The sequence below is a fragment of the Amycolatopsis acididurans genome (assembly GCF_012328925.1).
GTDB classification, from domain to species: domain Bacteria; phylum Actinomycetota; class Actinomycetes; order Mycobacteriales; family Pseudonocardiaceae; genus Amycolatopsis_E; species Amycolatopsis_E acididurans.
Window position 1 is genome coordinate 243,574 of record NZ_JAAXLS010000005.1, and the last position, 22,395, is coordinate 265,968.

A 22,395-nucleotide genomic window follows, 5' to 3' on the forward strand; every position below is an offset into this window, starting at 1 on the left:
GACCCCCCGCGCAAGCCCGATTCGGCCGAAAAAATCCGCCCGGCGCGGGGCCGGGCGGAAGTGTGCGGATCAGCGGTCGCGGCGGCGGCCGTCGTCGACCTCGATCCGCTCCTTGCGGACCTCGTCGGACACCGTCTGCTCCTCGGTGACGTCCTCGGTGGTCAGCCGCACCCGCTCCCGCGGCACGGTTTCCTTCTCCACCTTCGGACGCTCCGAGTGCAGGGTGACCTCCTGCTCGTCGTCACCGATGGCGGCACCGCGGCGGTCCCCGTCACGAATCGGCTCGCGCTCCACGCGGACCTCCTCGTGCGTCACCGGCACCGTCACCTGCTCGTTCTCGGTCACGGTGTACTTGCGCAGCTTGACCTTTCCGCTCTCCACGCGTTCCGTGCCGACCTTCATCTGCTCCTCGGAACGGGTCATGGAACGCTCGTCGTCGCGCCGCCGACCGTCGCCCTTGGCGCGCTGGTCGTGCCCCTGGGCGCGGTCCTCACCGGTGGCACGCGGCATCGGCATGTCGTAGAAGCGGTAAAGCTCCGCGCTCTCCTTTTCGGACAGGTGCCGGTCGTTTTCGATCCGGGGCGCGTCGCTGACGCGTTCCTTGGTGACGTCGACGTGCAGGCCGTCGCTTTCCAGGTGCGCGCCGCGCAGCGGAACGAAACTCTCCTTGTGACCGAACATGCCCGTCTGGACGGTGACCCATTCCGGCCGGCGCGTGTCGTCGGCGAGGTAGACCGTGCCCACCTTGCCGATCTTCTTGCCGTGCGGATCGACGACCGCGTTCTCGGTCAGTTCCTCGGGACGCATGGTCGTGGTCATGATCGTTTCCCCTTTCCGGTTCTTTGTGGACCGTCGCTCATGGCGTTGACGGTTCTCCCGGGAGGCGAAACAACCCTTTCGGGTCAGTCAGGCGGGGGTGCCATCTTTTTGGATGACGGAAAAACCCGTGTAGGGGACCAAGGCGTCCGGGATGCGGATGGAGCCGTCCTCCTGCTGGTTCTGCTCGACCAGCGCGACGAGGGTGCGCCCGATCGGCAGGCCCGAGGCGTTGAGCGCCGCGACCGCGCCTCGCTTGCCGTCCTTGGCCTTGCCGCGGATGCCGGCGCGCCGGGTCTGGAACTGGCCGGTGTCCGAGGCGCTGGAGATCTCCCGGTAGGTCTGCTGGCTGGGCATCCAGACCTCGATGTCGTAGGTGATCTGCGCGCTGAACCCGATGTCCCCGGCCGGCAGCTTGATCACGCGGTAGGCGAGCCCGAGCCGCTGCAGTACGTCCTCGGCGTGGCGGAGGATCTCCTCCAGCGCCTCGCGCGACTTCTCCGCCTCCACGAACTGGACCAGCTCGACCTTCGAGAACTCGTGCTGCCGGATCAGGCCGCGCGTGTCCCGCCCGTACGAGCCCGCCTCCGAACGGAAGCACGGCGTGAACGCGGTGTAGCGCAGCGGCAGCTCCTCCAGCGGCAGCATCTCGCCCGCGTGCAGGTTGACCAGCGGCACCTCGGCCGTCGGGATGAGGAACAGCTCCCGGTCGGCGACTCCGGTGCGGAACAGGTCCTCCTCGAACTTGGGCAGCTGGCCGGTGCCGGTCATGGTCTGCCGCGTCACGAGCGCGGGCAGCGAGAACTCGGTGTATCCGTGCTCGCGGGTGTGCAGGTCGAGGAAGAACGCGGCCAGCGCACGCTCCAGCCGGGCACCCGCGTTCCGGAACACCGCGAACCGCGGGCCCGACAGCTTCGTGGCGCGGCCGAGGTCCAGCCAGCCCGCCCGCTCGCCGAGGTCGACGTGGTCGAGCGGTTCGAACCCGAACTCGGGCGGCGTGCCCCAGCGGCGGATCTCCTCCGCGTACTCCTCGGTGGCGCCGTCGGGCAGCTCGTCCAGCGGAAGGTTCGGGATGGCGAGCAGGAACTCGTTCAGCTCCGTCTCGACCGCGCGCTGCTCCTCCTCCAGCTCGCCGATGCGCACCTTGAGCTGGCGGGCCTGCTCACGCAGTTCGGTGATGTCCTCACCGCGGCGCGCGGCGGCCTGCACGTCCTGCGCGGACTTCTTCGACTGCGCGCGTGCCTGGTCGCCCTCGCTGATGACCTCGGAACGCCTGCTCACCAGCTTGCCGAGCCGGTCGGTGTCGAGCACGTAACCGCGGCGGCGCAGCTTGGCGGCCGCGTCCGTCTCGGGGTCGAGCAGCAGGCGTGGGTCGTGCATGGGTACTCCAGGAACGAGCCGGATTTGTCACGACCAGCGTATCCAGAGCGACCAGCGGGTTTCAGGCCACCTCGGGCACGGGCACCGGCGGCGCGAAGGTTCCGGCGGGCACGGCCACTCCGGCCTCCTCCATCGCGGCCCACATGGTGACCTGGTTCGCGGTGAGCACCGGGATGCCCAGCCGCCGCGCGAGCGGGGCGACCAGGTCGTAGGTGGGCACGTTGGTGCAGCTCACGAACAGCGCGTCGGCGCCGGTGGTGTCCAGCGCCGCGACCGCGCCGACGACCTCCGAGTAGGACATCTTCCAGATGTCGCCGAGCATGCCGAGCCCGACGCTCGCGCACGTGCTGATGCCGTACTCGGCCAGGAACGCCAGCAGCCGGTCGGTGACGTCGTCGACGTAGGGGGTGATGACGGCGAGCCGGTTCACCCGCAGCCGTTCGCACGCGCGGATCAACGCGCCGGACGTGGTGACCGCCGCGGGCGCGCCGGCTTCGAGCATGCTCTGGACCAGCGCCGCCTCCCCGGCTGCCCCGCCGACGAAACTGCCCGAGGTGCAGGCGTAGGCGACCACACGGGGTTCGGGCACCAGCACGTCACGGGTCGCGCGGCGGACACCGTGCGAATCGGACAGTGCACGGGCGAGCTGCACGGTGACCGGCTCGGGCAGGAACGGCAGCCGTGTCGTATGCAGGCAGACCTCGTCGGGGACCCAGCGCCACAGCTCGCGGTCGAGCGCGAAATCGAACGGGGCGACCACGCCGATTCCCGTCTGCGCGGGCAGCGCGATCTCGAAGGGGTGCTGTGCCATGGGCCGTCCTCTTCCGCTCATCTGGCCATGGCCGACACGCTAGGTTTGATGTGCGAAAACGAGGCTCGGCTCGTGTTACCGGGCAGTTAAACCTTCCAGGGGGTGTGGTGCGAGGTCTGCTGACGGCCGTCGCCGTGCTGGCGGCCGCCGGAGTCGTCACGGGCTGTACGACGAAGATCGCCGGTACTCCGCAGCCCGGCCGGGTCACGGTGGCGCCGGCGGCGTCCACCGACGCCTGCTCGCTGATGACCGCGGACGAGGCGGCGGGACTGGGATTCGCCACCGGCGTGCCGGAGGCGGCCAAACCGGAAAGCCGGGTCCCGCCGGGCTGCCTGTGGAAGTCGTCCGATCCGCAGGCCTCACAGGACGACGCGGTGGAGGTCTTCTACTCCACCGACCTGGCCATCGGCGAATACTTCTCGACCCAGCCCACCGGCGAGGAGCCGATCGGCGGCGTGACGTGGCAGAACTACCCGAGCGCCATCGGCGACTCGTTCTGCAACCTCGCGCTGCCGTTGTCGGCCACGTCGTTCATCGCGATCTCCGGATCGAACTTCACCGATCCGGGCAAGGCGTGCGACGTGGTGCGGAAGGTGGCGCCGGTGATCGCTACGCACGTACCTCGTTGACCACGTGCTTGGCGATCTCCAGCGCGCAGGTCGCGGCGGGTGAGGGCGCGTTGAGCACGTGCACCTGGTTCGGCGCGGTCTCGATGAGGAAGTCCTGCACCAGCGAACCGTCCGGGTACAGCGCCTGCGCGCGGACCCCGGAGCCGTGCCGCTCGATGTCGTCGGGTCCGACGGCGGGCACCAGCCGGGCGAGGCTCGCGGCGAACCGGCTGGTGGACAGCGAGCGCAGCACCTCCTCCAGGCCCGTCGGGTAGGCGTACTTGCGGGCGAGCCGCCACGCGCCGGGGAAGCGGGCGACGTCGGCCAGGTCGGCGGGCGAGATGTCGCGCCAGCGGTAGCCCTCGCGGCGCAACGCGAGCACCGCGTTCGGGCCGGCGTGCACGCTGCCGTCGAGCATCCGGGTCAGGTGGACGCCGAGGAACGGCAGCGTCGGATCGGGCACCGGGTAGATGAGCCCGCGCACCAGATGCCGCCGCTCGGGTTTGAGCTCGTAGTACTCGCCGCGGAAGGGCACGATACGGGCGCGCGGGGTGAGCCCGGCGAGTTCGGCGATCCGGTCGGACTGCAGGCCGGCGCAGTTGACCAGCGCGTCGGCCTTGAGCACCTCATGGCCGGTGGCGATCTCGACGCCCCCGCCGCGGCCGGGCCGGATACCCAGCGCGGGTGTGCCGAGCCGCAGTTCGGCGCCCTTCTCGGTGAGCAGCCCGACCAGCGCGGTGCAGACGCCGGGGAAGTCGATGATGCCGGTCGACTCCACCCGCAGGGCCTGCACGCAGGAGACCTCGGGTTCGTAGTCGAGGGCCTGCGCGCGGCTGATCAGCTTCGCCGGTACGCCGTTGGCCACGGCGCGTTCGGCGAGTACGTGCAGCGCTGGCAGTTCGGACTCGTCGGTCGCGACGACGAGCTTGCCGCACACCTCGACCCCGACGCCGTTCTCCCGTGCGAAGTCCACAATGGACCCGTTGCCCGCGACGGACATGCGCGCCTTCGCCGAACCCGGTTTGTAGTAGAGCCCGGCGTGCACGACGTTGGAGTTGTGCCCGGTCTGGTGCGCGGCCCAGTGGTCTTCCTTCTCCAGCACCACCGCCTCGGCGCCGCGGCGGGTCAGTTCCCACGCCACGGCCAGCCCGAGGATGCCACCACCGATGACGACGACTCGCTGTGCCACGTCGCCCAGGGTAAGCGCTGCGCGTAACCGCTGGTTCGCCTGATCGTGTGACGGGGTGCTCGGCTTAGACTTCGCGCGCCGAAGAGGGAGCCGCATGTCAGAGAGCATCGCGCTGGGACAGCCGACCGTGGGCGAAGAGGAACTCGCCGCGGTCGCGGAGGTGTTCGCCTCCGGCTGGCTCGCGGGGGCGGGTCCGGCCTGCCGCCGGTTCGAGGAGCGCTTCGCCGCGGCCACCGGAACCGCGCACGCGCTCGCGACGAGCAACTGCGGTTCGGCGCTGTTCCTCGGGCTCAAGGCGCTCGGCGTACGGCCGGGCGACGAAGTGATCGTCGCCGACTACACCTTCCCGGCCACCGGGCACGCCGTGCTGCAGGCGGGCGCGACCCCGGTCTTCGCCGACGTGTGCGCGGACTCGTTCTGTGCCGATCCGGCGGCGATCGAGGCCGCGATCACGCCGCGCACGGTCGGCGTTCTCGTCGTGGACCTCGCGGGCCAGCCCGGGGATTTCGACGCCTACCGCGCGATCGCCGACCGGCACGGGCTCTGGTTGTTCGAGGACGCGGCCTGCGCGGCGGGCGCGACCTACCGGAGCGAACCGGCGGGCAGCCTCGCCGATCTCGCGGCGTTTTCCTTCCACGGCCGCAAGGGCATCACCGCTGGTGAGGGCGGGGCGCTGGTCTCCGACCGTGCCGAGCTGATCGAGCGGGCCCGCAAGCTGCACACCTACGGCGTCGAACCCGCCTACGGCCGCGACGGGCTGCCGGTGTTCGACGAACTCGGCTACAACTTCCGGCTGTCGGAGGTACAGGCCGCGATCCTGGGCGTGCAGCTCGACCGGCTGCCGGACCTGCTCGCCGCGCGCCGGTCGGTGGCCAAGCGGTACTCGGCGGCGTTCGCGGATCTCGCGCCCGCGGAACTGCCCGACCGGGAACACCCGTGGCAGTCCTATTTGCTCCTGCTCCCGCCGGAGATCGACCGGGACCGGGCGATGACGGAACTGCGCACGCGCGGGGTGCAGTGCACGATCGGCACCTACGCCTCGCACCTGCAGCCGGTCTACGGTCCACAGCCGCCGCAGCCGGTGTCCGCCGACCTGTTCCGGCGGCACCTCGCCGTTCCCATGCACGCGAATCTCACGGACGACCAGGTCGGCCGTGTCATCGACAACGTCCGAGAGGTGCTGGAAATTGCCTGACCGACGGGTGTTCTTCACCGGTGGCGGCGGATTCATCGCCGCGCACACCATTCCGCTGCTGACCGAGCGCGGCTATTCGGTGCGGATCTTCGACAACATGACCCGCGGCGACCGTGACCGGGTCGGCGAGTTCGTGGCCACCGGCAAGGTCGAACTGGTCGAGGCCGACGTGCGCTACGGCGGCGCGGTGCGCGAGGCGATCCGCGGCTGCACGCACGTCATCCACTTCGCCACCGTCTCGATCAACAAGTCGATCGCCGATCCACACGAGTCGATCGACATCAACATGACCGGCAACCACAACGTGTTCGCCGCCGCGGCCGCGGAAGGCGTGCAGCGGCTGGTGTTCGCGTCTTCGGCCTCGGTGTACGGCGAGCCGCGCAAACTGCCGATGCACGAGGACGATCCGCTGAACCCGCTGACCCCGTACTGCATCAGCAAACGCGCGGGCGAGGACCTGCTCGGCTTCTACCAGCGCCGATCCGGTCTGTCGTGGATCGCACTGCGGTTCTTCAACGTGTACGGGCCGGGACAGCGGATCGAGGCGTACTACACCTCGGTGATCAACCACTTCATCCAGCGCCTGCGCGCGGGGCGGCCGCCCCTGATCGACGGCAAGGGCGAGCAGTCGATGGACTTCGTGCACGTCACCGACCTCGCGAAGGCCGTCGTGCGCGCGCTCGAATCCGAGCGGGACTGTGTGCCGATCAACATCGGCACCGGGATCGACACCTCGATCGCGACGCTGGCGAAGCTGCTGATCGACGCGGTCGGCGTGGACGTCGAGCCCGAATTCAACCCGCGCGACGTGCTCGTCTCGCGCCGCGCCGCGGACATCACGCGCGCCAGGGAGATCCTCGGCTGGGAGCCGGAAATCCCGGTGGAGCAAGGCATGCGCGCACTCGTCGAGTCGTACGGCTGAGCGATGCGCATCGTTGTCGTCAACAACTTCTTCCCGCCGCGGGTGGGGGGAAGCGCGCACATGGCCGCGTCGCTGGCGCAGTCCTACGCGCGCGAGGGTCACGACGTTCTCGTCGTCACGGCCGCCTACGGCCAGGCGCCGCGGAGCGAGGAACGCGACGGCTACCGGATCGTGCGGCTGCCCGCGGCGAAGATGCCCAAGCTCGGGTGGTCGATCGACTTCGACCTGAGCTTCACCGCGCCGGTGCCGGGAAACCGGCGCCGGCTCTACCGGTTGCTGCACGAGTTCCAGCCCGATGTGCTGCACCTGCACGGCCAGTTCTTCGACCTGTCATGGCTCGCGGGCGCGTACGCGCGCAAGCAGCGGATTCCGGTGCTGCTCACCGTGCACACCCTGCTCGTCAGCGACAATCCGGCCTACAGCGCGTTGTTCCGGTTGCTCGACGCCGCGGTGGTGCGGCCCATCCTGCGGCGGATCAACCCCCGCTACGTGCTGCTGGACAAGCTCGGCGTGGACTACTGCGCGCGGCGGTACGGCGTCACGGCGCGCAACTCCGAACGGCTGCCGATCCCGGTCGACACCGAGCATCTCGACCACACCCCGATCCGCGACGTGCGCGCGGAGAACGGGATCGGCGACGGACCGTTGATCGTCTCGCTCGGGCACGTCATCCCGCTGCGCGACCGGATCCCGCTCGTGGAAGCGCTTCCCGAGATCCTCGCCCGGCATCCGCGGACGAAGGTGCTCGTGGTCGGCCGGGTCTATCACGACGCTTTCCTGCGCCGGGCGGAAGAACTCGGCGTCCGGGAGGCGCTCGTGGTGACGGGCGCGGTGCCGCGGCAGGACGTGCCGTCGTACTTCGCCGCCGCCGACATCGTCACGCACGACCTCAACGGCGGCTGCGGTACGGCGTCACTGGAGGCGATGGCCTCGGGCACCGCGACGATCGCGTCGGTCGCCGAGGACAACTATCCCGGCATCGATCTGTGTGACGGCGAGAACATCCTCCTCGTGCCACCGGATGACGCCAGTGCGGTCGCGTCCACTGTGGTCGGACTGCTGGACGATCCGCAGCGGCGTGCCGGAATCGCACGGCGGCAGAGCGGGCTGGTGCGCGGCAGCTTCGCGCTGGGCGTCGTGGCGAAGGAACACCTGCGTATCCTGGAGGGCCTATGTTCTTCGACGACGAGCGCAGCAACCGCCTCCGTCCCCAGATCCTGACCGAACTCGTCGGGCAGTACCTCAACGACGCCGAACGCGCCCGGCTGTACGGACTGCCGGAGACCACCCGCATCCGGGAGCGCGCGAAGATCATCAACCCGGAGCGATTGCGGCTCGGTGAGCACTGCTGGATCGGCGAGGGCGCGGTGCTCGACGCGAGCGGCGGGCTCACGGTCGGCGAGCACACCAGCATCGGCGTCAACACGCTCGTGTTCACGCACTCCAGCTGGCTGGCGAACATGATGCTGGAGAACCACACAGGCAGCGATCTCATCGAGCGCAAACCGGTGTCCATCGGCAAGGGCTGCTTCATCGGCAGCCTCGTCGTGATCATGCCCGGCGTGACGATCGGGGATTTCGCCGTCGTGCAGCCGAATTCCGTCGTGGCGAAGGACGTGCCGGAGCGCTGCCTGGTCGCGGGCAATCCGGCGCGGGTGTTCCAGCGCTACGACGAGGAGTACATCAGGGCCGAGGCCGCCCGCGTCCGTGCGGAGAACGCGGGCGACTAGCGGGCGATCCGCCGCGCCACGACCACACCGGCGGCCAGCAGCACCAGCGCACCCGCGATCCACACCCACACCGGCACCGCGGAGTCCGTTGTGGACGGCGCGGCGGCCGCGGCCTGCACCTGCGGGGCGGGAGTTCCCTCGCCCGGCATAGTGAGGGTGAAGGTGTAGGAACCCGAAACGGGATGCCCGTCCTCGGAGACGATGTGGTAGCCGACCGTGTAGATCCCGGCCGGGCCAAGCGGGCGCAGCGGCACCGACACGGTCTCGGCCCGCACGGTCGTCGCGCCCGCTTCCCAGTGCGAGGTCCTGTCCGGCCCGAGGACGGTGATCTCGTTGAAGCCGTCGTCGACCGGCTCGTTGAAGACGAGTTCCACACTGGACGGTGCACTCGCGACGGACGAGTTCTTGGCGGGTGTGGCGGATTCCAGCACGTCGTGCGCGTCCGCGGCGTGGGTGCCCGCGAGCAGCAGCGCGGCCACGGTGAAGACGAGGCCGCACAGCCTGATCAGCAGGTTTCTGGTTTTCGGCAACATTGTCCGAGAACAGTAGCTCAGGCGCCGACCGCGAATTGTAAATCAGAGATTAATAGGTTCTCACCGCGGGAACCGCGCGGCCAAAATGGACGACCTCGTTTCCTGGGACTTTGGCGCGAACCTCGTCGGCGCTCCCACTCTTACGGGTGACGCCACGAGCCCTCTCACCTCGATCGCGTAACCAAGGTGGGAGTCGTTTTACGGTGCATTCACACGAGGGATATCCCACGAAACATGGGAACTGGTCTGATCGTGGCCCAGCAGAGCCAATAGACCGAACGGACTATCGCTCGGGCAAATTCGTCTCTTCCCCTCATCTGTCGAGAGAGGCGAGCCGATCGTTACGTCCCGAGCCGAGATTGCGAGGAACCAGCTGGTGGCGACACTGAGTCGGGAAAACGTCATCGCGGCGATGCTGGTGACGGGTGTCGTGGTGATCGTCGGCTTCGCCTCCGGGCTCGGCCTGCGCACCACCACCTCGAACCAGCAGGCCGCCGCTCCCGCGGTGACGCAGCCGCAGCCCGACGCGGGCACGGGACTGCCGGAAGGCGGGCTGCCGCAGGCGATCCAGCCGCCCGCGATGACCATGCCCGGTACCGAACTACACGGCACGGACGTGCCACCCGCCGACGCGAGCGGTGTGGCGGTTGGTGTGGACCAGCCGCCCGCCGACGCCGGCACCGTGCCACCGCTGCCGATCACGACCCCCGGCGCACCGACCACGCCGGGCCTGCCCGCCACGCCAGGCCAGCCGGCGGCGCCGGCGGCGTGCCTGCCCGGGGTGGCGCAACAGGTTGCCGACGCGGCCAACAACGTCGTCGCCTCGGTGCCCGCGGTCGGCGGCCTCACCGGCACGCTCGGGTTGACGCAGGCCCCCGACGGCAGCGCCCCGGGAATGCTCAACACGCTGCTGTACCAGGTCACGGGTTATTGCGCGCCAACGGATCCCGCGGCCCCGGCGACGGCACCCGTGGCGGCGGCCACGGCTCCCGTCGCGGGACTGCTGCCCGCGCTGCCGAAGGTGGGCGGCTGATGGACATCACCGTCACCAAGGCGCTCTACATCGCAGCCCGCGCGGTGGACTACTTCGGCATGACACTGTTCCTCGGCGGGCTGTTGTTCATCGCGTTCCTGTGGCCGCGCGGCGGCGACCACGGGCGTGCCCGTGGCGTCGTCGTCACCGGCTGGATCCTCGGCGTGGTGGGCACGGTCAGCGCGATCGGACTCGAAGGCGCGTGGATCTCGCAGCGCTCCCCGGCGGATTTCCTGAACTGGGACCTGATCACGCAGGTGCTCGACGTCCACTTCGGAAAGGTGTGGTTCGCCAGGACGTTGCTGTGGCTGCTCGGCGGCGTCGTGCTCGCCCAGGTGCTGCAGCGCGGCCGCGTCGCGGCGACGTCGCTGGGATGGCGGGTCGGGCTGATGGCCATCGGCTTCGGACTGCTGCGCACCACCGGGATGACCGGCCACGCCTCGGAAAGCGTTCGCCCGACGCTCGCGCAGATCGCGGACTTCCTGCACGTGCTGGGCATCTGCGCCTGGCTCGGCGGGCTCGCGATGCTGCTGTTCGGCCTGCTCGCCCGACGGGATCCGGACGAACTCGCCGCCGTGGTCCCCCGCTACTCGAAACTCGCCATGGGCTCGGTGCTGCTGATCATCGCCGGCGGTGTGGTGCTGACCTGGCAGACGCTCGGCTCGGCCGGAAAGCTGTTCAGCACCGACTACGGCCGCACGCTGCTGTTCAAGATCGTCGTGCTCGCGGTGATCCTGCTCGCCGCACAAGGAAGTCGCAGCTGGGTCAACCGCAGGCTCGACTTCGCCGTGGTGCTGCGCGGCCAGGCCTCCGCCGTGCGCCCCTTCGTCTATTCCGTCGCCGCCGAGACCGCGCTCGTGATCGTGGTCGTCGTCGCGGCGAGTCTGCTCGTCACGGCCAGTCCCGGCCGATGACCGGTCAATCCGAGAAAGGAGTCCGCTGCATGGACGAGCCCGAAACCCGAGCCTCGACCACGTGAAGTCCGCGCACCTGCTGGCCCCGCCGGCCACCCAGCTCACTTGTTGAGAAACCCCGAAAGGAAAACCTGAATGGACAAGTCCCAAACTCCCGTCGAGGACGCCCCGAAGGCGTCCCAGAAGCGGCCCACGTGGCTGGTCGGGTTGGCGATCGTCGCGCTGGCGGGAGTGCTGTTCAGCTTCGCCAGCCTGTCCTCGAGCAAGACCGAGAACTCGGCGCTGCCCGCCAGCCTGCAGTCGAACCCGGTGGCGACGCAGCTGTACGAAAAGCTCGCCGATGCACAGGCCACCAGCAAGGCCGTCGAGATGAAGGGCTACGCGTTCTCGCCCTCGACGCTGCAGATCTCCGTGGGCGACACGGTGACCTGGACCAACAACGACAGCGCCCCGCACAACGTGGTGGTGACCGACGGCCCGGAGAAGTTCTCGTCGCCGTTGATCCAGCAGGGCCAGACGTTCAGCCACACCTTCACCCAGGCCGGAACGTACTCCTACTACTGCAGCGTGCACCCGGACATGAAGGCCACCATCACGGTGACCGGCGGCGGTGCCACGACGCAGCCGACCACCGGCGCGCCGACCAGCGCGCCCGCGCCGTCGTCCTCGTCGTCGATGCCGATGCCGTCGAGCTCGGAGTCGTCGTCGCACTCGATGCCGTCGTCGACGCCCAGCAGCGGCACCGGCTGTGTCTCGCACGAGGTGCTGCAGCCGATCCTCGACCACGTCAAGTCCGCGCACCTGGAGACCTCGCCCGGTCAGCAGGTGACCGACCTGCTGAACCTGGACCAGTACGTCAAGACCCACACGGTGTGGCTGGAGCAGGTGCTGAGCCCGGTGTTCAACGGTGACGCCGACCAGGTGGCCAAGGACACCCTGGCGCCGATCCTGCAGCACGTGCAGTCGGCCCACCTGGAGACCTCGCTCGGTCAGCAGGTGACCGACCTGCTGAACCTGGACCAGTACATCAAGACCCACACGGTCTGGCTGGAGCAGGTGCTCACCCCGCTGATGAGCCAGCTGACCTGCTGATCGGGAAGCGGTGGCCCGGCCGAGAAGCGGTCGGCCGGGCCACCGCGTCCCATTGTCACACCGAGGAGGACGCCGATGCCGGGTGACATCGATGCCACCGTGGAAATCGAGCCGGACACCGTCGAATACGAGTGGCCCGTGGAGCGGCAGCTGCCGGGCCGCTACGAGCTGAACCCCACGCGAGTCGTGGTCGAGCCGTCGATCCGGGTACTGCGCCGGCCGCCGGTCCGCGGCCGGTTCGCCTGCCGTGGCGGGCATCTCGTGCTCGGCGAGACGAGCGAACTGGCGCTCGAGCTGGTCACACGGTCGCTGCGGACGAACATCTTCGGGCTCGCACGCACGCTCACCGACGAAGGAGGACTATGCGCGGCGGACAACCCCACCATCCGCTTCCGCAGCACCGACATGCTGATCGCGCCCGACCGGACTCTCGAGGTGGTCGGCAAGCTGGACGTGCTGGACACGAGCCTGTACCTGAGGCTGGACGGCAAGCTGGCCTACGCCGACGACCGCGCCGTGGTGGTGTGGCTGACCGGGGTACTGCCCGCGCCGCGCCGGCAGTTCGAGACCGGTCACTGGATCGCGCAGGTGCTGGGCGAGCGGCCGATTCACATCGAGCTGGCCGCGGAGTTCGTACGATGAGACTGCTGCTGGCCGCGCTGCTCGCGACGATGGGCGCCGTGTTCGTCGCACCGCCCGCGCAGGCCGCGAGCCAGGCGGTGACGATGGAGAACTACTCCTACTCACCGTCCACTTTGACCGTTCGGGTCGGGGACACGGTCACCTGGACCAACCACGACCAGGCCCCGCACGACGTGACGACGACGAGTGCGCCGGTCGCGATCAAGAGTCCGATGCTGTCCACCGGGCAGAGCTTCTCCTACACGTTCACCACGCCGGGCACCTACTCCTACTACTGCTCGATCCATCCGGACATGCGGGCGCAGGTGATCGTGCAACCGGCGCCGGCCGCCGCGGCACCGGCGACGACGGCTCCGAAGAGCACCCCGAAGCCGACCACGGCGGCACCGAAGACGTCGGCCGTGGCGCAGGCTCCGGTCGCGCAACAACCGACGCCGTCGATGTCGATGCCCGCGCAGAGCGAGGCCCCGGCCGCGCAGGTGCCGGCCGCGACACCGGAACAGCCCGCCGTCGCCGCCGGCGTCGCGCCCACCGCGACGACCAGTCTCGACCCGATGCTGATCGTGGCCGGGGTGGCGGCCGGGATCGCGGTGCTGTGCCTGCTGGTACTGGGTTCGCGACGCCAGACGTAGGTCAGCGGCAGACGACCACGTTCGGCGTGCGGCCCAGCTGGTTCGTCAGGCGCCGCAGGAAGTCCGCGGTGCCCGCGTTGTCGAACGGGGCGTTGGAGGCGGCGAAGTACACCGCGCCCCGGTTCGACATCGCCAGCAGCACGTTGACGTCGCCGTAGTAGTTCCCGAAGCCGGACAGCAGATTGCGCCGAGGGCCGACCGGGCGGCTGAGATCGAGCCGGGCGCGAGGACGCGTCGAGGCGAGGCAGATCGCCTCGGGATCGGCGCGGCGGCGGGTCATCTCGGTGAGCCGCGGTTCGTCGAGCAGCCCCCAGCGCATCAGATAGTGCGCGATGGTGCCGTGCGCGAGCAGGATGTCGTACTCGCGCAACACCAGTTCGGCGACCGCCTGGCGGGTCCACAGCTGGTGCGGCAGGCCATGGTCGTCCGGGGTTCCGGCGATGATCTTCTTCACCGTCCACGCCTGCTGCATCGGCGTGAGCGCGAGCTGCTCGCCCGGCCGGCGGCCGCGGGTGCGCGGCGTGAAAGCGTTGTCCCCACCGCGTTTGTAGGCCAGCACCCAGGAGCCGACCGCTTTGCGGGACACGCCGAAGACACGCGCGACCTCGGATCGCGACACACCGGATTCGACCGCCGCGACCGCTCGCCTGCGCAGTACTTCCAGCGCTTCCGGCGAGAGGCTTCGCGCGTCCTGCCTCGTCATCGAAAGTAATTAGCGGGTGCGCCCATTTCAGGGTGATGAGCGCATCGTTAAGCCACCATTACAAGAAACGGCGTCGGCCAGCGCGGCGGCCACCACCTCGTGTGCGGGCAGGATCGACGCACGTTCTTCGGCCGCGTCCACCCGGCCCTCCAGCAGGTCGAGGAAATGGTCGAGCTGTGCGGCCAGCGGTTCGCTCACCGACACCAGCTCCGGAATCTCGACCACGGCCTGTTGCCGGTATCCGCGACCGTCGGGTGTCGCCGCGTCGTGTGACACGTGCCGGTAGATCGTGACGTCGCGGCGGATCAGGTCCAGCTCGATCAGCCGGTCCAGTTCGGAGATCACCAGCGACCGCACTTTCCGTTGCCCGACGCGGGAAGCCGACACCGAGGCCATGCCGGTGGGAAAGGACAGCACGGTCTCCACCGCGTCCTCGGCGCCGGCCGCGGACTCGGGATGGAAGTACCCGGCGCCGGAGGTGATCCGGGTCGGCGCGGCACCGAACAGGCGCAGCGCGAAGTCCACGTCGTGCACGAGCAGATCCCAGGCGACCCCGGTGCGGATCCTCGGCGCGTACGGCCCGTGCCGCCGGGCCATCAGGTGCACCGGCTCGCAAGCCAGCGCCAGCGCGGTGCGCACCGCCGGGTTGAACCGCTCGACGAACCCGCACATCAGCGGCACGTCCAGCGCCGAGGACAGGGTGAGGATCTCCCGCGCGGCGGTCACGTCGTTCGCGACCGGCTTCTCCACCAGCAACGGCTTGCCCTGCTCGAGGATTTCCGTCGCGAGTTCGTGATGCGATTCGGTCGGCGCGGCCAGCACGACCGCGTCTACATCGGACAGTGAGTCGAGGACCGGGCTCCATGCGGTGCCGAACCGGTCCGCGCAGGCACGCCCGGCCTCTTCCCTCGGCTCGATCACCCGGACCAGATCGGCGCGCTCGCTCTGGGCGAGCACCCGCGCGTGCAACGAACCCATGGCGCCGGTGCCGACGAGCGCGATCCGGTGTCTCACGCGCCCAGCGCCTCTCGCACCTCGCGCACGATGGTGTCCACATCGGACTCCGACAGCGCGGGATGTACCGGCAGCGAAATGGCTTGCTCGCTGAGCTTCTTCGCGACGGGAAAGTCCGACGGGGACACCGCGGGGATCAGCGGATGACCGCGGAAACAGTCGTGATCGAACACCAGCTTCGGATAGTAGATCCCGGTCGCGATCCCGCGGTCGGCGAGTTCGGCGGCCAGTTCCTCGCGCGAGAGCATCGCGTGCGGCCCGATCAGCACGGTGTACTGGTGCCACATGTGCGCCCGCCCCGGCAGCACCTGCGGTACGGCCAGTCCCGGCGTGCCGGTGAGCCCGGTGGTGAGCTGGCGCGCGTTGCGGCGACGCGCGGCGACGAGTTCGTCGAACCGGGCCAGCTGCGGAATACCGACCGCGGCGTGCAGTTCGGACATCCGGTAGTTGTGCCCGGCCACCTCGTAGCGGTAGCGGTCCCGCATGCCCTGGTTGCGCAGCACGCGCAGCCGGTCGGCCACCTCCGCGTCGTCGCAGGTGATCACGCCACCTTCGCCGGTGGTCACGTTCTTGGTGGCGTACAAGGAGAAACAGCCCAAACCGAACGAGCCGGCCGGTTTGCCGAGAAAGGACGCGCCCAGTGCCTGCGCCGCGTCCTCGACCAGGGCCAGCCCGTGCTCCTCGGCAAGCGGTACGAGCTTGCCCATGTCCGCGGTCTGTCCGTACAGGTGCACCGGCATCAGCACCTTGGTGCGCGGCCCGAGCACGGTGGCCACGGCGTCCGGGTCGAGCGCGAAGTCCTCACGCGTGACGTCGGCGAAGCGCACCGTGGCGCCGCGCTCCAGGATCGCGTTCAGCGTGGCCACGAACGTGAACGGCGACGTCACCACCTCGTCGCCGGGCTGGAGGTCGAGCACCTCCAGTGCCGCGCTCAGCGCGGCCGTCCCGCTGTTGACCGCCACGGCGTGCGCCGTTCCCGTGAGGCGCGCGAAGCCTTCCTCCAGCCGCGCGACCATCGGCCCCTGCGCGAGCACGCCCGAGCGCAGCACCTCGATCACGAGGGCTTCGGCGTCCCGGACGTCCACAGCGGTGATGGGAATCATGCGGCGAGTACTCCTTCGGTCTGACTGTAAGGTGTCCGCCCGTGAACCGAATCCACCCGACCGCGGTGCTGGGGGCGGGAGTCGAGCTCGGGGACGGCAACGTCATCGGGCCCTACACGATCATCCGTGGCCCCGCGGTGCTCGGCGACGACAACTGGATCGGTCCACACGTCACGATCGGCACCCCGGCCGAGGACCGCGACGGTCCCCACCCGGCCTGGGACGACGAGCCGGCGGGCGCGGGCGTGCGGATCGGCAGCCGCAACCGCATTCGCGAGTACGTCAGCGTGCACCAGGGCACCCACCGCGAGACCACGGTCGGCGACGAGGGCTACTACCTGCGGGGCAGTCATGTCGCGCACGACTGCCTGATCGGTGACTCGGTCACCCTGGCCTCCAATGTCGTGCTCGGCGGGCATGTGCACATCTGGTCGCTGGCCAACCTCGGGATGGGCGCGATCGTCCACCAGCGGGTGCGCATCGGGCCCGGCGCCATGATCGGCATGGGCGCAGCCGTCCGCCGCGAGGTCGGCGCCTTCACGGTTTCGGTCGGGAACCCCGCGCGGGTCGCCGGTCTCAACGTGGTCGGCCTGACCAGACTTGGCCTTGCCGAAGACACGATTGACCAGCTCGAACCCTGGCTCAAGGGCAAGGCGCCAGTTCCACCCGATGGGCTGATGGACCAGCTGCCCGCCGGCGTCTCTACTTTGGTTCGGGCGTGGGAAGGACGAGACCGTTGAACGAACAGCTGCGTGCCGTGTTCATCGAGGCACTGGACCTCGATGAGACCGTCGACGTCGAAAAGCTCGAGTACCGGGGCATCGAGGCGTGGGACTCGGTGGGCCACATGGCTTTGGTGGCCGCCATCGAGGACGAGTTCGACGTTGCGCTGGAAACCGACCAGGTCATCGACATGAGCTCGTTCAAGGTCGCGCTCGACATGCTGCGGGAGCTCAAGGGGTGAGCCTCGATGGCAGGGTCGCGCTGGTCACCGGGGGCACCCGGGGCATCGGACTGGCCACCGTGCGCGCGCTGACCGAGGCGGGCGCACGTGTCGTGCTCACCGGCCGCGACGAGACGCGGGCGAAGGAGGTCGCGGCCGCGCTCGGGGCGGAGGGTCGCGCGCTGGACGTCACCGATGCCGAGGCGGTGGCCGCGACGGTGCGCGCGGTCGCGAAGGAACACGGTCGGCTGGACGCCGTGGTCGCCAACGCCGGGGTCTACGCCGACGGTGTGCTCGGCATGCTCCGCGACACCGAAACGGTGCTGGCCACCAACGTCGCGGGCACAGTGCACACCGTTCAGGCCGCCGCGCGGGCGATGACCCGCCGCCGCGGCGGGGCGATCGTGGTGCTGGCCTCGATGGTCGGCGAGCGCGGCGCGGCGGGGCAGACGGTGTACGCCGCGTCGAAGGCGGCCGTGGCGAACATCGCGAAGTCCGCGTCCAAGGAACTCGGCCGCTTCGGCATCCGGGTGAACGCGGTCGCGCCGGGCCTGATCGACACGGAGCTGACCGAAGGCATCGACAAGGACGTGCCGTCCTCGCTCGGGCGAGTCGGCCGTCCGGAGGAGGTCGCGAACGTGATCCGGTTCCTGGTCAGCGACGAGGCGTCGTTCGTGACGGGCCAGGTGCTCGGCGTCGACGGAGGCCTGGTGCTGTGAGACTCATCGGCGACGGCGCCCGGATCATTGACGCGACCAGCGGGCAAACGCTTGCGGGAGAACGGCTCACGGCCGCCGTGCTGCGCGAGGCGGAGTCGCTCGCGGCGTTGCCGCAGGGCGTGCTGTTCGCGCGCACCTCGATCGACGTGCCCAGCGTGTTGCGCTACCTGGCCGCGTTCGAAGGCGGCCGCGCGCTCGCGCTGCTCGATCCGGCGCTGGAGACCGGCGCGCTCGTCGCGATGATGGACCGGTTCCGGCCGGGTGCGGTGCTGGCCGCGCCGGAGGAGGAGCCGCCGCTGGGCTACGTCGCGAAGGACGGGCACTGGGTGCGCACCGACTCCGTCGGTGTGCGCCCGCATCCGGATCTCGCGTTGCTCATGGCGACCAGCGGTTCCACCGGCAAACCGCATTTCGCGAGGCTGTCCCGCGGTGCGGTGCTGTCCAACGCGCACGCCATCGCCGAGGTGCTCGGCATCGGGCCGGACGACGTCGCGCCGACCAGCCTGCCGCCGCACTACAGCTACGGGCTTTCGGTGCTGAACTCCCATCTCGCGGCAGGTGCGGCCGTCGTGGTGGAACCGTCCGGGATCCTCGGCCGCGAGTTCTGGACGGCGGTGAGCGAGCACGGGTGCACGTCGCTGGCCGCGGTGCCCTACCACTACGAGATGTTGCGGCGGCTGAAGTTCGACCCGGCCGAGCATCCCCGGCTGCGCACGCTGACCCAGGCGGGCGGCAGGCTGCGGGCGGAACTGGTCGCCGAGTTCGACGCGAAGATGCGGGCTGCGCACGGCGGTCTGTACGTCATGTACGGGCAGACCGAGGCGGCGCCGCGGATGGCGACGATGCCGGCCGACCGGCTCGCGGAAAAGCCCGGTTCCGTCGGGCCCGCCTTGCCCGGCGGGGAGTTCAGCATCCGCCATGGCGACGGTTCGGAGACCACACATCCGAAGATCACCGGAGAGATCGTCTACCGCGGCCCGAACGTGATGATGGGCTACGCCGAGGACGCGGCGGGTCTCGCGCTCGGCGACGAACTCGACGGCGTGCTCGACACCGGCGATCTCGGTTACCTGGACGAAGAGGGCTTCCTGTTCGTCACCGGGCGGCTCAAGCGGATCGGCAAGGTGTTCGGCAACCGGGTCAGCCTGGACGATCTGGAGCAGGCCGCGCGCGCCACCGAGCTGGGCATCGAGATCGTCGCGGCGGTCCCGGCGGACGACAAGGTCGTGTTGTTCGCCGAAGGCATCGCCAAGGACGTGTGCAAACAGGCGTCACGGGCGCTGGGGGAGCGGCTGCACCTGCACGCGTCCGGTTTCGACGTCCGCCCGATCGAGGAGATTCCGTTGCTGGCCAGCGGAAAAGTCGACTACCAGACACTGGCGGGGCTGGTGTGAGCCTCGCCGCCGAGCTGTCCGCGCTGACCGAGCACCACCGCGCGCACTGCCCACCCTACGACCGGATCCTCACCGCGCTCGGCGTTTCCGGCCCGTTCGCCGAGGTCGCGGACCTGCCGTGGCTGCCGGTCGGGCTGTTCAAGACGCATGAGCTGAAAAGCATCCCGGACGACGAGGTGTTCCGGGTGCTGACCTCGTCGGGCACCACAGGCGCGCCTTCGCGGATCCACCTCGACAAGGCCGCGGCGGCCGCGCAGACCCGGCACCTCGCGGCCACCCTGCAAACCGTGCTGGGCCCGGCGCGGTTGCCGATGTTGCTGGTGGACCGCAAGAGCATCGTGCGTTCCCCGTCGGCGCGCGGCGCCGGTGTGCTGGGCATGGCGAACTTCGGGCGCAAGCACACCTACGTGCTCGACGACTCCGAAAAGCCCGACCTCGACGCGGTGAAGCGCTTTCTCGGCACGTTCGGCGGCGAGCCGTTCCTGATCTTCGGGTTCACCTTCCTGGTGTGGCAGTACCTCTACGAGGTGGCACGCGAGCACCGGCTCGACCTGTCCAACGGGATTCTCGTGCACTCCGGCGGCTGGAAGAAGCTCACCGACATCGCGGTGGACAATGCCGAGTTCCGCCGCCGGTTCCGCGAGGACACCGGACTGCGGCGGATCCACAACTACTACGGGATGGTCGAGCAGATCGGCACGGTGTTCCTGGAGGGACCGTCCGGCGACGGGTTGTACTGCCCGGACTTCGCCGACGTGGTGATCCGCGATCCGCGCACGTGGCGGGAGCAGCCGGTCGGCGAACCGGGGGTGATCGAGGTGCTCAGCACGTTGCCGAGGTCCTATCCGGGGCATGTGCTGCTGACCGAGGATCTCGGCGTGTGTCACGGCATCGACGACGGCGACTGGCCGGGCAAACGGTTCTCCGTGCTGGGTCGCCTGCCGAAGGCGGAGGCCCGCGGCTGCTCCGACACCTTGGCGGCGGCGTGAACCTCCCCTTCGAGCTCGCACCTTCGGGCCTCCGGGTCGGCGACGAGCGTGTGGTCGCGTTCCTGACGACGTTGTCCCGCAAGCTGCTCGCGCTCGGACGGCGATACCCGGAGCTGGCCTCGCTGGGCTTTTTCCTGCGCCGCGCGGAGATCGAACGACAACTGTCCCAATTGGACGGTTTGCGCAGGCCGTGTGGCGTCGTGTTCCACGTGCCGCCCGCCAACGTCGACACCGTGTTCGTGTACTCGTGGGCGCTGTCCGCGCTCGCCGGCAACACCAACGTCGTGCGGATCTCACCAAGGGCGGGCGCGGCCGCGCGGGCGATCCTCGACGTCTGGCACTCGATCGAGGACGCCGTCCTCGCCCGGACCCAGCACTTCGTCACCTACGACCGCGACGACGAGCTGACCGCCGCGCTGTCGGAGGCCGCGGACCTGCGGGTGCTGTGGGGCGGCGACAATTCGGTGCGAGCACTGCGCCGGTTCCCGCTCGCGCCGCACGCGCGGGACCTGACCTTTCCGGACCGGTCCTCGTTCGCGATCGTCTCGGTCGAGGGCTGGCGGCGCGCCACCGAGGCCGAGCGGCGCGCGGCGGTGGAGGGCTTCTTCAACGACGCGTACTGGTTCGATCAGGCCGCGTGCTCGTCACCGCGTGGCGTGTTCTGGGTCGGGGACGAGGACGTCTCGGCGGAGTTCCGTGCGCTGCTGGTGGCCGTCGCGGCGGAGAAGAAGCACGTCACCGAGCCCGCGATGGCGGTGCGCAAGCGGGTCTCGGCCTACGGCGCCGCCGCCGACGGCCACGTCAGCCGCATCCACCTCGACAGTGACGCCGTGACGAGCCTCGACACCACGACCGTGCTCCGCGAGTGGCTCGGCGCCGGGGTTTTCACACATTCGAGGGTGTCCACTCTGGAGGAAGTCATACCCAGAGTGGTGCGCAAGGATCAGACCGTCACGCATTTCGGGTTCTCCCGCGACGAACTGCTCGATTTCGGCGTTCGGTCCGGTGTGGACCGCGTGGTCCCGTTCGGCTCGGCACTGACGTTTTCCCCGGTGTGGGACGGATTCAACCTGCTGGCCGAATTCACGAAGCTCACCACTGTTACCGTCTGACGATTGTGACCAACAAGATCCTCGATGTGGCCCGCTGGGTCGCCATCGTGGTGGTCATCGGGTTCGCGGTACGGGTGCTCACGCAGAACTGGAGCGAGTTCTGGCGCACGCTGCGCGGCATCCCCTGGGAGACCTCCGCGCTGAGCATGCTCGCCCTCGTCGTCGCCATGGGCGTGTCGACGCTGGGCTGGGTGGTCGTGGTCGACGGGCTGGGCACCCGGCTCGGGTTCCTGCGCGGCGCGCGGATCTGCCTGGTCGGTCAGCTCGGGAAGTACGTGCCCGGATCGCTGTGGGCTTACCTGCTGCAGATGGAGCTGGGCCGCAAGGCCGGACTGTCCAGGGCGCGGGTCGCGAGCGGTTCGCTCATCCAGTTCTGCATCGGCCTGGTCGCCGCGCTCCCGCTCGCGCTGCTCGCCGCGCCGAACGGCTGGGTGCTGGCGGCACTGCCCGCCGTCGTCCTGCTGCACCCGAAGGTCGTCAACTGGTCCGCGGCGCTGGCCCGCAAACTCCTGCGGCGGCCGCCGATCGAGGTCAAGGTCAGCGGCTGGGCGATCGCGAAGGCCTTCGCCGCCGCGGTCGCCGCGTGGACGATGCAGGGCGTGCACCTGTGGCTGCTCGCGGGTACCAACGCGCCGCTGCTGACCTGCATCGGCGCGATGGCGCTCGCGATGACCTCGGGCACCTTCGCCTTCCTGCTGCCCAGCGGCGCCGGTGTGCGTGAGGCCGTGCTCGTCGCGGTGCTCAGCAGCGCGGGCATTCCCGCGGGTCAGGCGCTGGCGTTCGCGCTCGCCTCGCGCGTGATGTTCACGGTGGCGGACCTGTTCACCGCACTGGCCGCGGCCGGTACGTCGAAATGGGCGGCCCAATCGGGCCGCGAGCACGACGGGGCCCACCTGATTACCAGCGAGTAACCTACGGTCC

At 69.7% G+C, this 22,395-nt stretch carries 25 protein-coding genes; 17 read left to right on the forward strand and 8 right to left on the reverse strand.

The genetic code is table 11. The features are described 5' to 3' along the window. Positions 1–69: 69 nt before the first annotated feature. The 3 genes from HFP15_RS11335 to HFP15_RS11345 all read right to left on the reverse strand — a co-directional run bounded on the left by HFP15_RS11335 (position 70) and on the right by HFP15_RS11345 (position 3,007). A complete protein-coding gene (locus HFP15_RS11335) occupies positions 70–819 on the reverse strand; it encodes a DUF2382 domain-containing protein (RefSeq protein ID WP_168514405.1) in 750 nt (249 codons plus the stop codon). A gap of 87 nt (positions 820–906) precedes the next feature. Next, positions 907–2,196: a serine--tRNA ligase gene (gene serS, locus HFP15_RS11340; RefSeq protein WP_168514407.1), complete on the reverse strand. Its 1,290-nt coding sequence runs from the start codon at positions 2,194–2,196 to the stop codon at positions 907–909. 61 nt (positions 2,197–2,257) lie between these two features. After that, positions 2,258–3,007 (reverse strand): maleate cis-trans isomerase family protein, encoded by a 750-nt coding sequence (locus HFP15_RS11345; protein ID WP_168514409.1) that lies wholly within the window; start codon positions 3,005–3,007, stop codon positions 2,258–2,260. A gap of 107 nt (positions 3,008–3,114) precedes the next feature. Between HFP15_RS11345 and HFP15_RS11350 the strand changes: the two genes are divergently transcribed. Beyond that, complete coding sequence (locus HFP15_RS11350) at positions 3,115–3,636, forward strand: DUF3558 family protein (RefSeq protein WP_312871539.1); 522 nt, start codon at positions 3,115–3,117, stop codon at positions 3,634–3,636. On the opposite strand, the gene lhgD is transcribed toward HFP15_RS11350, so the two are convergent. Next, positions 3,617–4,804 (reverse strand): L-2-hydroxyglutarate dehydrogenase, encoded by a 1,188-nt coding sequence (lhgD, locus tag HFP15_RS11355; protein ID WP_312871540.1) that lies wholly within the window; start codon positions 4,802–4,804, stop codon positions 3,617–3,619. The two genes, HFP15_RS11350 and lhgD, sit on opposite strands and share 20 nt — an antisense overlap. A 94-nt stretch (positions 4,805–4,898) precedes the next feature. Between lhgD and HFP15_RS11360 the strand changes: the two genes are divergently transcribed. From HFP15_RS11360 to HFP15_RS11375, 4 genes are read left to right on the forward strand one after another with little or no spacing between them, the layout of a single operon-like run. Continuing rightward, the gene (locus tag HFP15_RS11360) at positions 4,899–5,999 is read left to right on the forward strand and encodes a DegT/DnrJ/EryC1/StrS family aminotransferase (RefSeq protein ID WP_168514413.1); all 1,101 of its coding nucleotides are present in this window, start codon (positions 4,899–4,901) and stop codon (positions 5,997–5,999) included. Then, complete coding sequence (locus HFP15_RS11365) at positions 5,992–6,921, forward strand: NAD-dependent epimerase/dehydratase family protein (protein WP_168514415.1); 930 nt, start codon at positions 5,992–5,994, stop codon at positions 6,919–6,921. The genes HFP15_RS11360 and HFP15_RS11365 overlap by 8 nt, the downstream gene beginning before the upstream one ends. Before the next feature lie 3 nt (positions 6,922–6,924). Then, entirely contained in the window at positions 6,925–8,142 is a 1,218-nt protein-coding gene (locus HFP15_RS11370) for a glycosyltransferase family 4 protein (protein WP_168514417.1), read from the forward strand. Then, positions 8,094–8,651 (forward strand): acyltransferase, encoded by a 558-nt coding sequence (locus tag HFP15_RS11375; protein WP_168514419.1) that lies wholly within the window; start codon positions 8,094–8,096, stop codon positions 8,649–8,651. Before HFP15_RS11370 ends, HFP15_RS11375 begins: the two co-directional genes overlap by 49 nt. Here HFP15_RS11375 and HFP15_RS11380 read toward each other — a convergent pair. Further along, positions 8,648–9,184 carry a copper resistance CopC family protein gene (locus HFP15_RS11380; protein WP_168514421.1) on the reverse strand — a complete coding sequence of 179 codons (537 nt, stop codon included), beginning with the start codon at positions 9,182–9,184 and terminating at the stop codon, positions 8,648–8,650. The two genes, HFP15_RS11375 and HFP15_RS11380, sit on opposite strands and share 4 nt — an antisense overlap. A 376-nt stretch (positions 9,185–9,560) precedes the next feature. Here HFP15_RS11380 and HFP15_RS11385 point away from each other — a divergent pair, with 376 nt between their 5' ends. From HFP15_RS11385 to HFP15_RS11405, 5 genes are all read left to right on the forward strand, one after another. Then, positions 9,561–10,217 (forward strand): hypothetical protein, encoded by a 657-nt coding sequence (locus HFP15_RS11385; RefSeq protein ID WP_168514423.1) that lies wholly within the window; start codon positions 9,561–9,563, stop codon positions 10,215–10,217. Continuing rightward, complete coding sequence (locus tag HFP15_RS11390) at positions 10,217–11,131, forward strand: CopD family protein (protein ID WP_210717039.1); 915 nt, start codon at positions 10,217–10,219, stop codon at positions 11,129–11,131. The genes HFP15_RS11385 and HFP15_RS11390 overlap by 1 nt, the downstream gene beginning before the upstream one ends. Before the next feature lie 135 nt (positions 11,132–11,266). Beyond that, positions 11,267–12,223, forward strand: a complete 957-nt coding sequence (locus tag HFP15_RS11395) for a cupredoxin domain-containing protein (RefSeq protein ID WP_168514425.1) — start codon at positions 11,267–11,269, stop codon at positions 12,221–12,223. Between the two features lie 75 nt (positions 12,224–12,298). Next, positions 12,299–12,865 carry a YceI family protein gene (locus HFP15_RS11400; RefSeq protein ID WP_168514427.1) on the forward strand — a complete coding sequence of 189 codons (567 nt, stop codon included), beginning with the start codon at positions 12,299–12,301 and terminating at the stop codon, positions 12,863–12,865. Further along, positions 12,862–13,497 (forward strand): cupredoxin domain-containing protein, encoded by a 636-nt coding sequence (locus HFP15_RS11405; RefSeq protein ID WP_168514429.1) that lies wholly within the window; start codon positions 12,862–12,864, stop codon positions 13,495–13,497. The genes HFP15_RS11400 and HFP15_RS11405 overlap by 4 nt, the downstream gene beginning before the upstream one ends. Position 13,498: 1 nt before the next feature. Here HFP15_RS11405 and HFP15_RS11410 read toward each other — a convergent pair whose 3' ends face one another. From HFP15_RS11410 to HFP15_RS11420, 3 genes are read right to left on the reverse strand one after another with little or no spacing between them, the layout of a single operon-like run. Next, the gene (locus HFP15_RS11410) at positions 13,499–14,200 is read right to left on the reverse strand and encodes a helix-turn-helix domain-containing protein (RefSeq protein ID WP_168514431.1); all 702 of its coding nucleotides are present in this window, start codon (positions 14,198–14,200) and stop codon (positions 13,499–13,501) included. Positions 14,201–14,227: 27 nt separating this feature from the next. Then, the gene (locus HFP15_RS11415; protein WP_168514433.1) at positions 14,228–15,214 is read right to left on the reverse strand and encodes a Gfo/Idh/MocA family protein; all 987 of its coding nucleotides are present in this window, start codon (positions 15,212–15,214) and stop codon (positions 14,228–14,230) included. Next, entirely contained in the window at positions 15,211–16,317 is a 1,107-nt protein-coding gene (locus tag HFP15_RS11420; RefSeq protein ID WP_168514435.1) for a DegT/DnrJ/EryC1/StrS family aminotransferase, read from the reverse strand. Before HFP15_RS11420 ends, HFP15_RS11415 begins: the two co-directional genes overlap by 4 nt. 41 nt (positions 16,318–16,358) lie before the next feature. Here HFP15_RS11420 and HFP15_RS11425 point away from each other — a divergent pair, with 41 nt between their 5' ends. The 7 genes from HFP15_RS11425 to HFP15_RS11455 are packed head-to-tail and all read left to right on the forward strand — an operon-like array spanning position 16,359 to position 22,385. Beyond that, positions 16,359–17,057, forward strand: a complete 699-nt coding sequence (locus HFP15_RS11425; RefSeq protein WP_168514437.1) for an acyl-ACP--UDP-N-acetylglucosamine O-acyltransferase family protein — start codon at positions 16,359–16,361, stop codon at positions 17,055–17,057. Next, positions 17,054–17,281 (forward strand): acyl carrier protein, encoded by a 228-nt coding sequence (locus HFP15_RS11430; protein WP_210717040.1) that lies wholly within the window; start codon positions 17,054–17,056, stop codon positions 17,279–17,281. The genes HFP15_RS11425 and HFP15_RS11430 overlap by 4 nt, the downstream gene beginning before the upstream one ends. Next, complete coding sequence (locus tag HFP15_RS11435) at positions 17,278–17,979, forward strand: SDR family NAD(P)-dependent oxidoreductase (RefSeq protein WP_168514441.1); 702 nt, start codon at positions 17,278–17,280, stop codon at positions 17,977–17,979. Before HFP15_RS11430 ends, HFP15_RS11435 begins: the two co-directional genes overlap by 4 nt. Further along, complete coding sequence (locus HFP15_RS11440; RefSeq protein WP_168514443.1) at positions 17,976–19,373, forward strand: AMP-binding protein; 1,398 nt, start codon at positions 17,976–17,978, stop codon at positions 19,371–19,373. The genes HFP15_RS11435 and HFP15_RS11440 overlap by 4 nt, the downstream gene beginning before the upstream one ends. Beyond that, complete coding sequence (locus tag HFP15_RS11445) at positions 19,370–20,362, forward strand: LuxE/PaaK family acyltransferase (protein WP_168514445.1); 993 nt, start codon at positions 19,370–19,372, stop codon at positions 20,360–20,362. Before HFP15_RS11440 ends, HFP15_RS11445 begins: the two co-directional genes overlap by 4 nt. After that, positions 20,359–21,474, forward strand: coding sequence for an acyl-CoA reductase (locus HFP15_RS11450; protein ID WP_312871541.1), 1,116 nt, complete (start codon positions 20,359–20,361; stop codon positions 21,472–21,474). The genes HFP15_RS11445 and HFP15_RS11450 overlap by 4 nt, the downstream gene beginning before the upstream one ends. Positions 21,475–21,479: 5 nt before the next feature. Then, positions 21,480–22,385 (forward strand): lysylphosphatidylglycerol synthase domain-containing protein, encoded by a 906-nt coding sequence (locus HFP15_RS11455; RefSeq protein ID WP_312871542.1) that lies wholly within the window; start codon positions 21,480–21,482, stop codon positions 22,383–22,385. Positions 22,386–22,395 lie beyond the last annotated feature (10 nt).

What these genes read in the sequence shown, in the direction of transcription:
- HFP15_RS11335 (WP_168514405.1), bottom strand. Translation starts at nt 819, where the DNA reads ATGACCACGACCATGCGTCCCGAGGAACTGACCGAGAACGCGGTCGTC.
- serS (WP_168514407.1), bottom strand. Translation starts at nt 2,196, where the DNA reads ATGCACGACCCACGCCTGCTGCTCGACCCCGAGACGGACGCGGCCGCC.
- HFP15_RS11345 (WP_168514409.1), bottom strand. Translation starts at nt 3,007, where the DNA reads ATGGCACAGCACCCCTTCGAGATCGCGCTGCCCGCGCAGACGGGAATC.
- HFP15_RS11360 (WP_168514413.1), top strand. Translation starts at nt 4,899, where the DNA reads ATGTCAGAGAGCATCGCGCTGGGACAGCCGACCGTGGGCGAAGAGGAA.
- HFP15_RS11370 (WP_168514417.1), top strand. Translation starts at nt 6,925, where the DNA reads ATGCGCATCGTTGTCGTCAACAACTTCTTCCCGCCGCGGGTGGGGGGA.
- HFP15_RS11375 (WP_168514419.1), top strand. Translation starts at nt 8,094, where the DNA reads ATGTTCTTCGACGACGAGCGCAGCAACCGCCTCCGTCCCCAGATCCTG.
- HFP15_RS11380 (WP_168514421.1), bottom strand. Translation starts at nt 9,184, where the DNA reads ATGTTGCCGAAAACCAGAAACCTGCTGATCAGGCTGTGCGGCCTCGTC.
- HFP15_RS11390 (WP_210717039.1), top strand. Translation starts at nt 10,217, where the DNA reads ATGGACATCACCGTCACCAAGGCGCTCTACATCGCAGCCCGCGCGGTG.
- HFP15_RS11395 (WP_168514425.1), top strand. Translation starts at nt 11,267, where the DNA reads ATGGACAAGTCCCAAACTCCCGTCGAGGACGCCCCGAAGGCGTCCCAG.
- HFP15_RS11400 (WP_168514427.1), top strand. Translation starts at nt 12,299, where the DNA reads ATGCCGGGTGACATCGATGCCACCGTGGAAATCGAGCCGGACACCGTC.
- HFP15_RS11405 (WP_168514429.1), top strand. Translation starts at nt 12,862, where the DNA reads ATGAGACTGCTGCTGGCCGCGCTGCTCGCGACGATGGGCGCCGTGTTC.
- HFP15_RS11410 (WP_168514431.1), bottom strand. Translation starts at nt 14,200, where the DNA reads ATGACGAGGCAGGACGCGCGAAGCCTCTCGCCGGAAGCGCTGGAAGTA.
- HFP15_RS11420 (WP_168514435.1), bottom strand. Translation starts at nt 16,317, where the DNA reads ATGATTCCCATCACCGCTGTGGACGTCCGGGACGCCGAAGCCCTCGTG.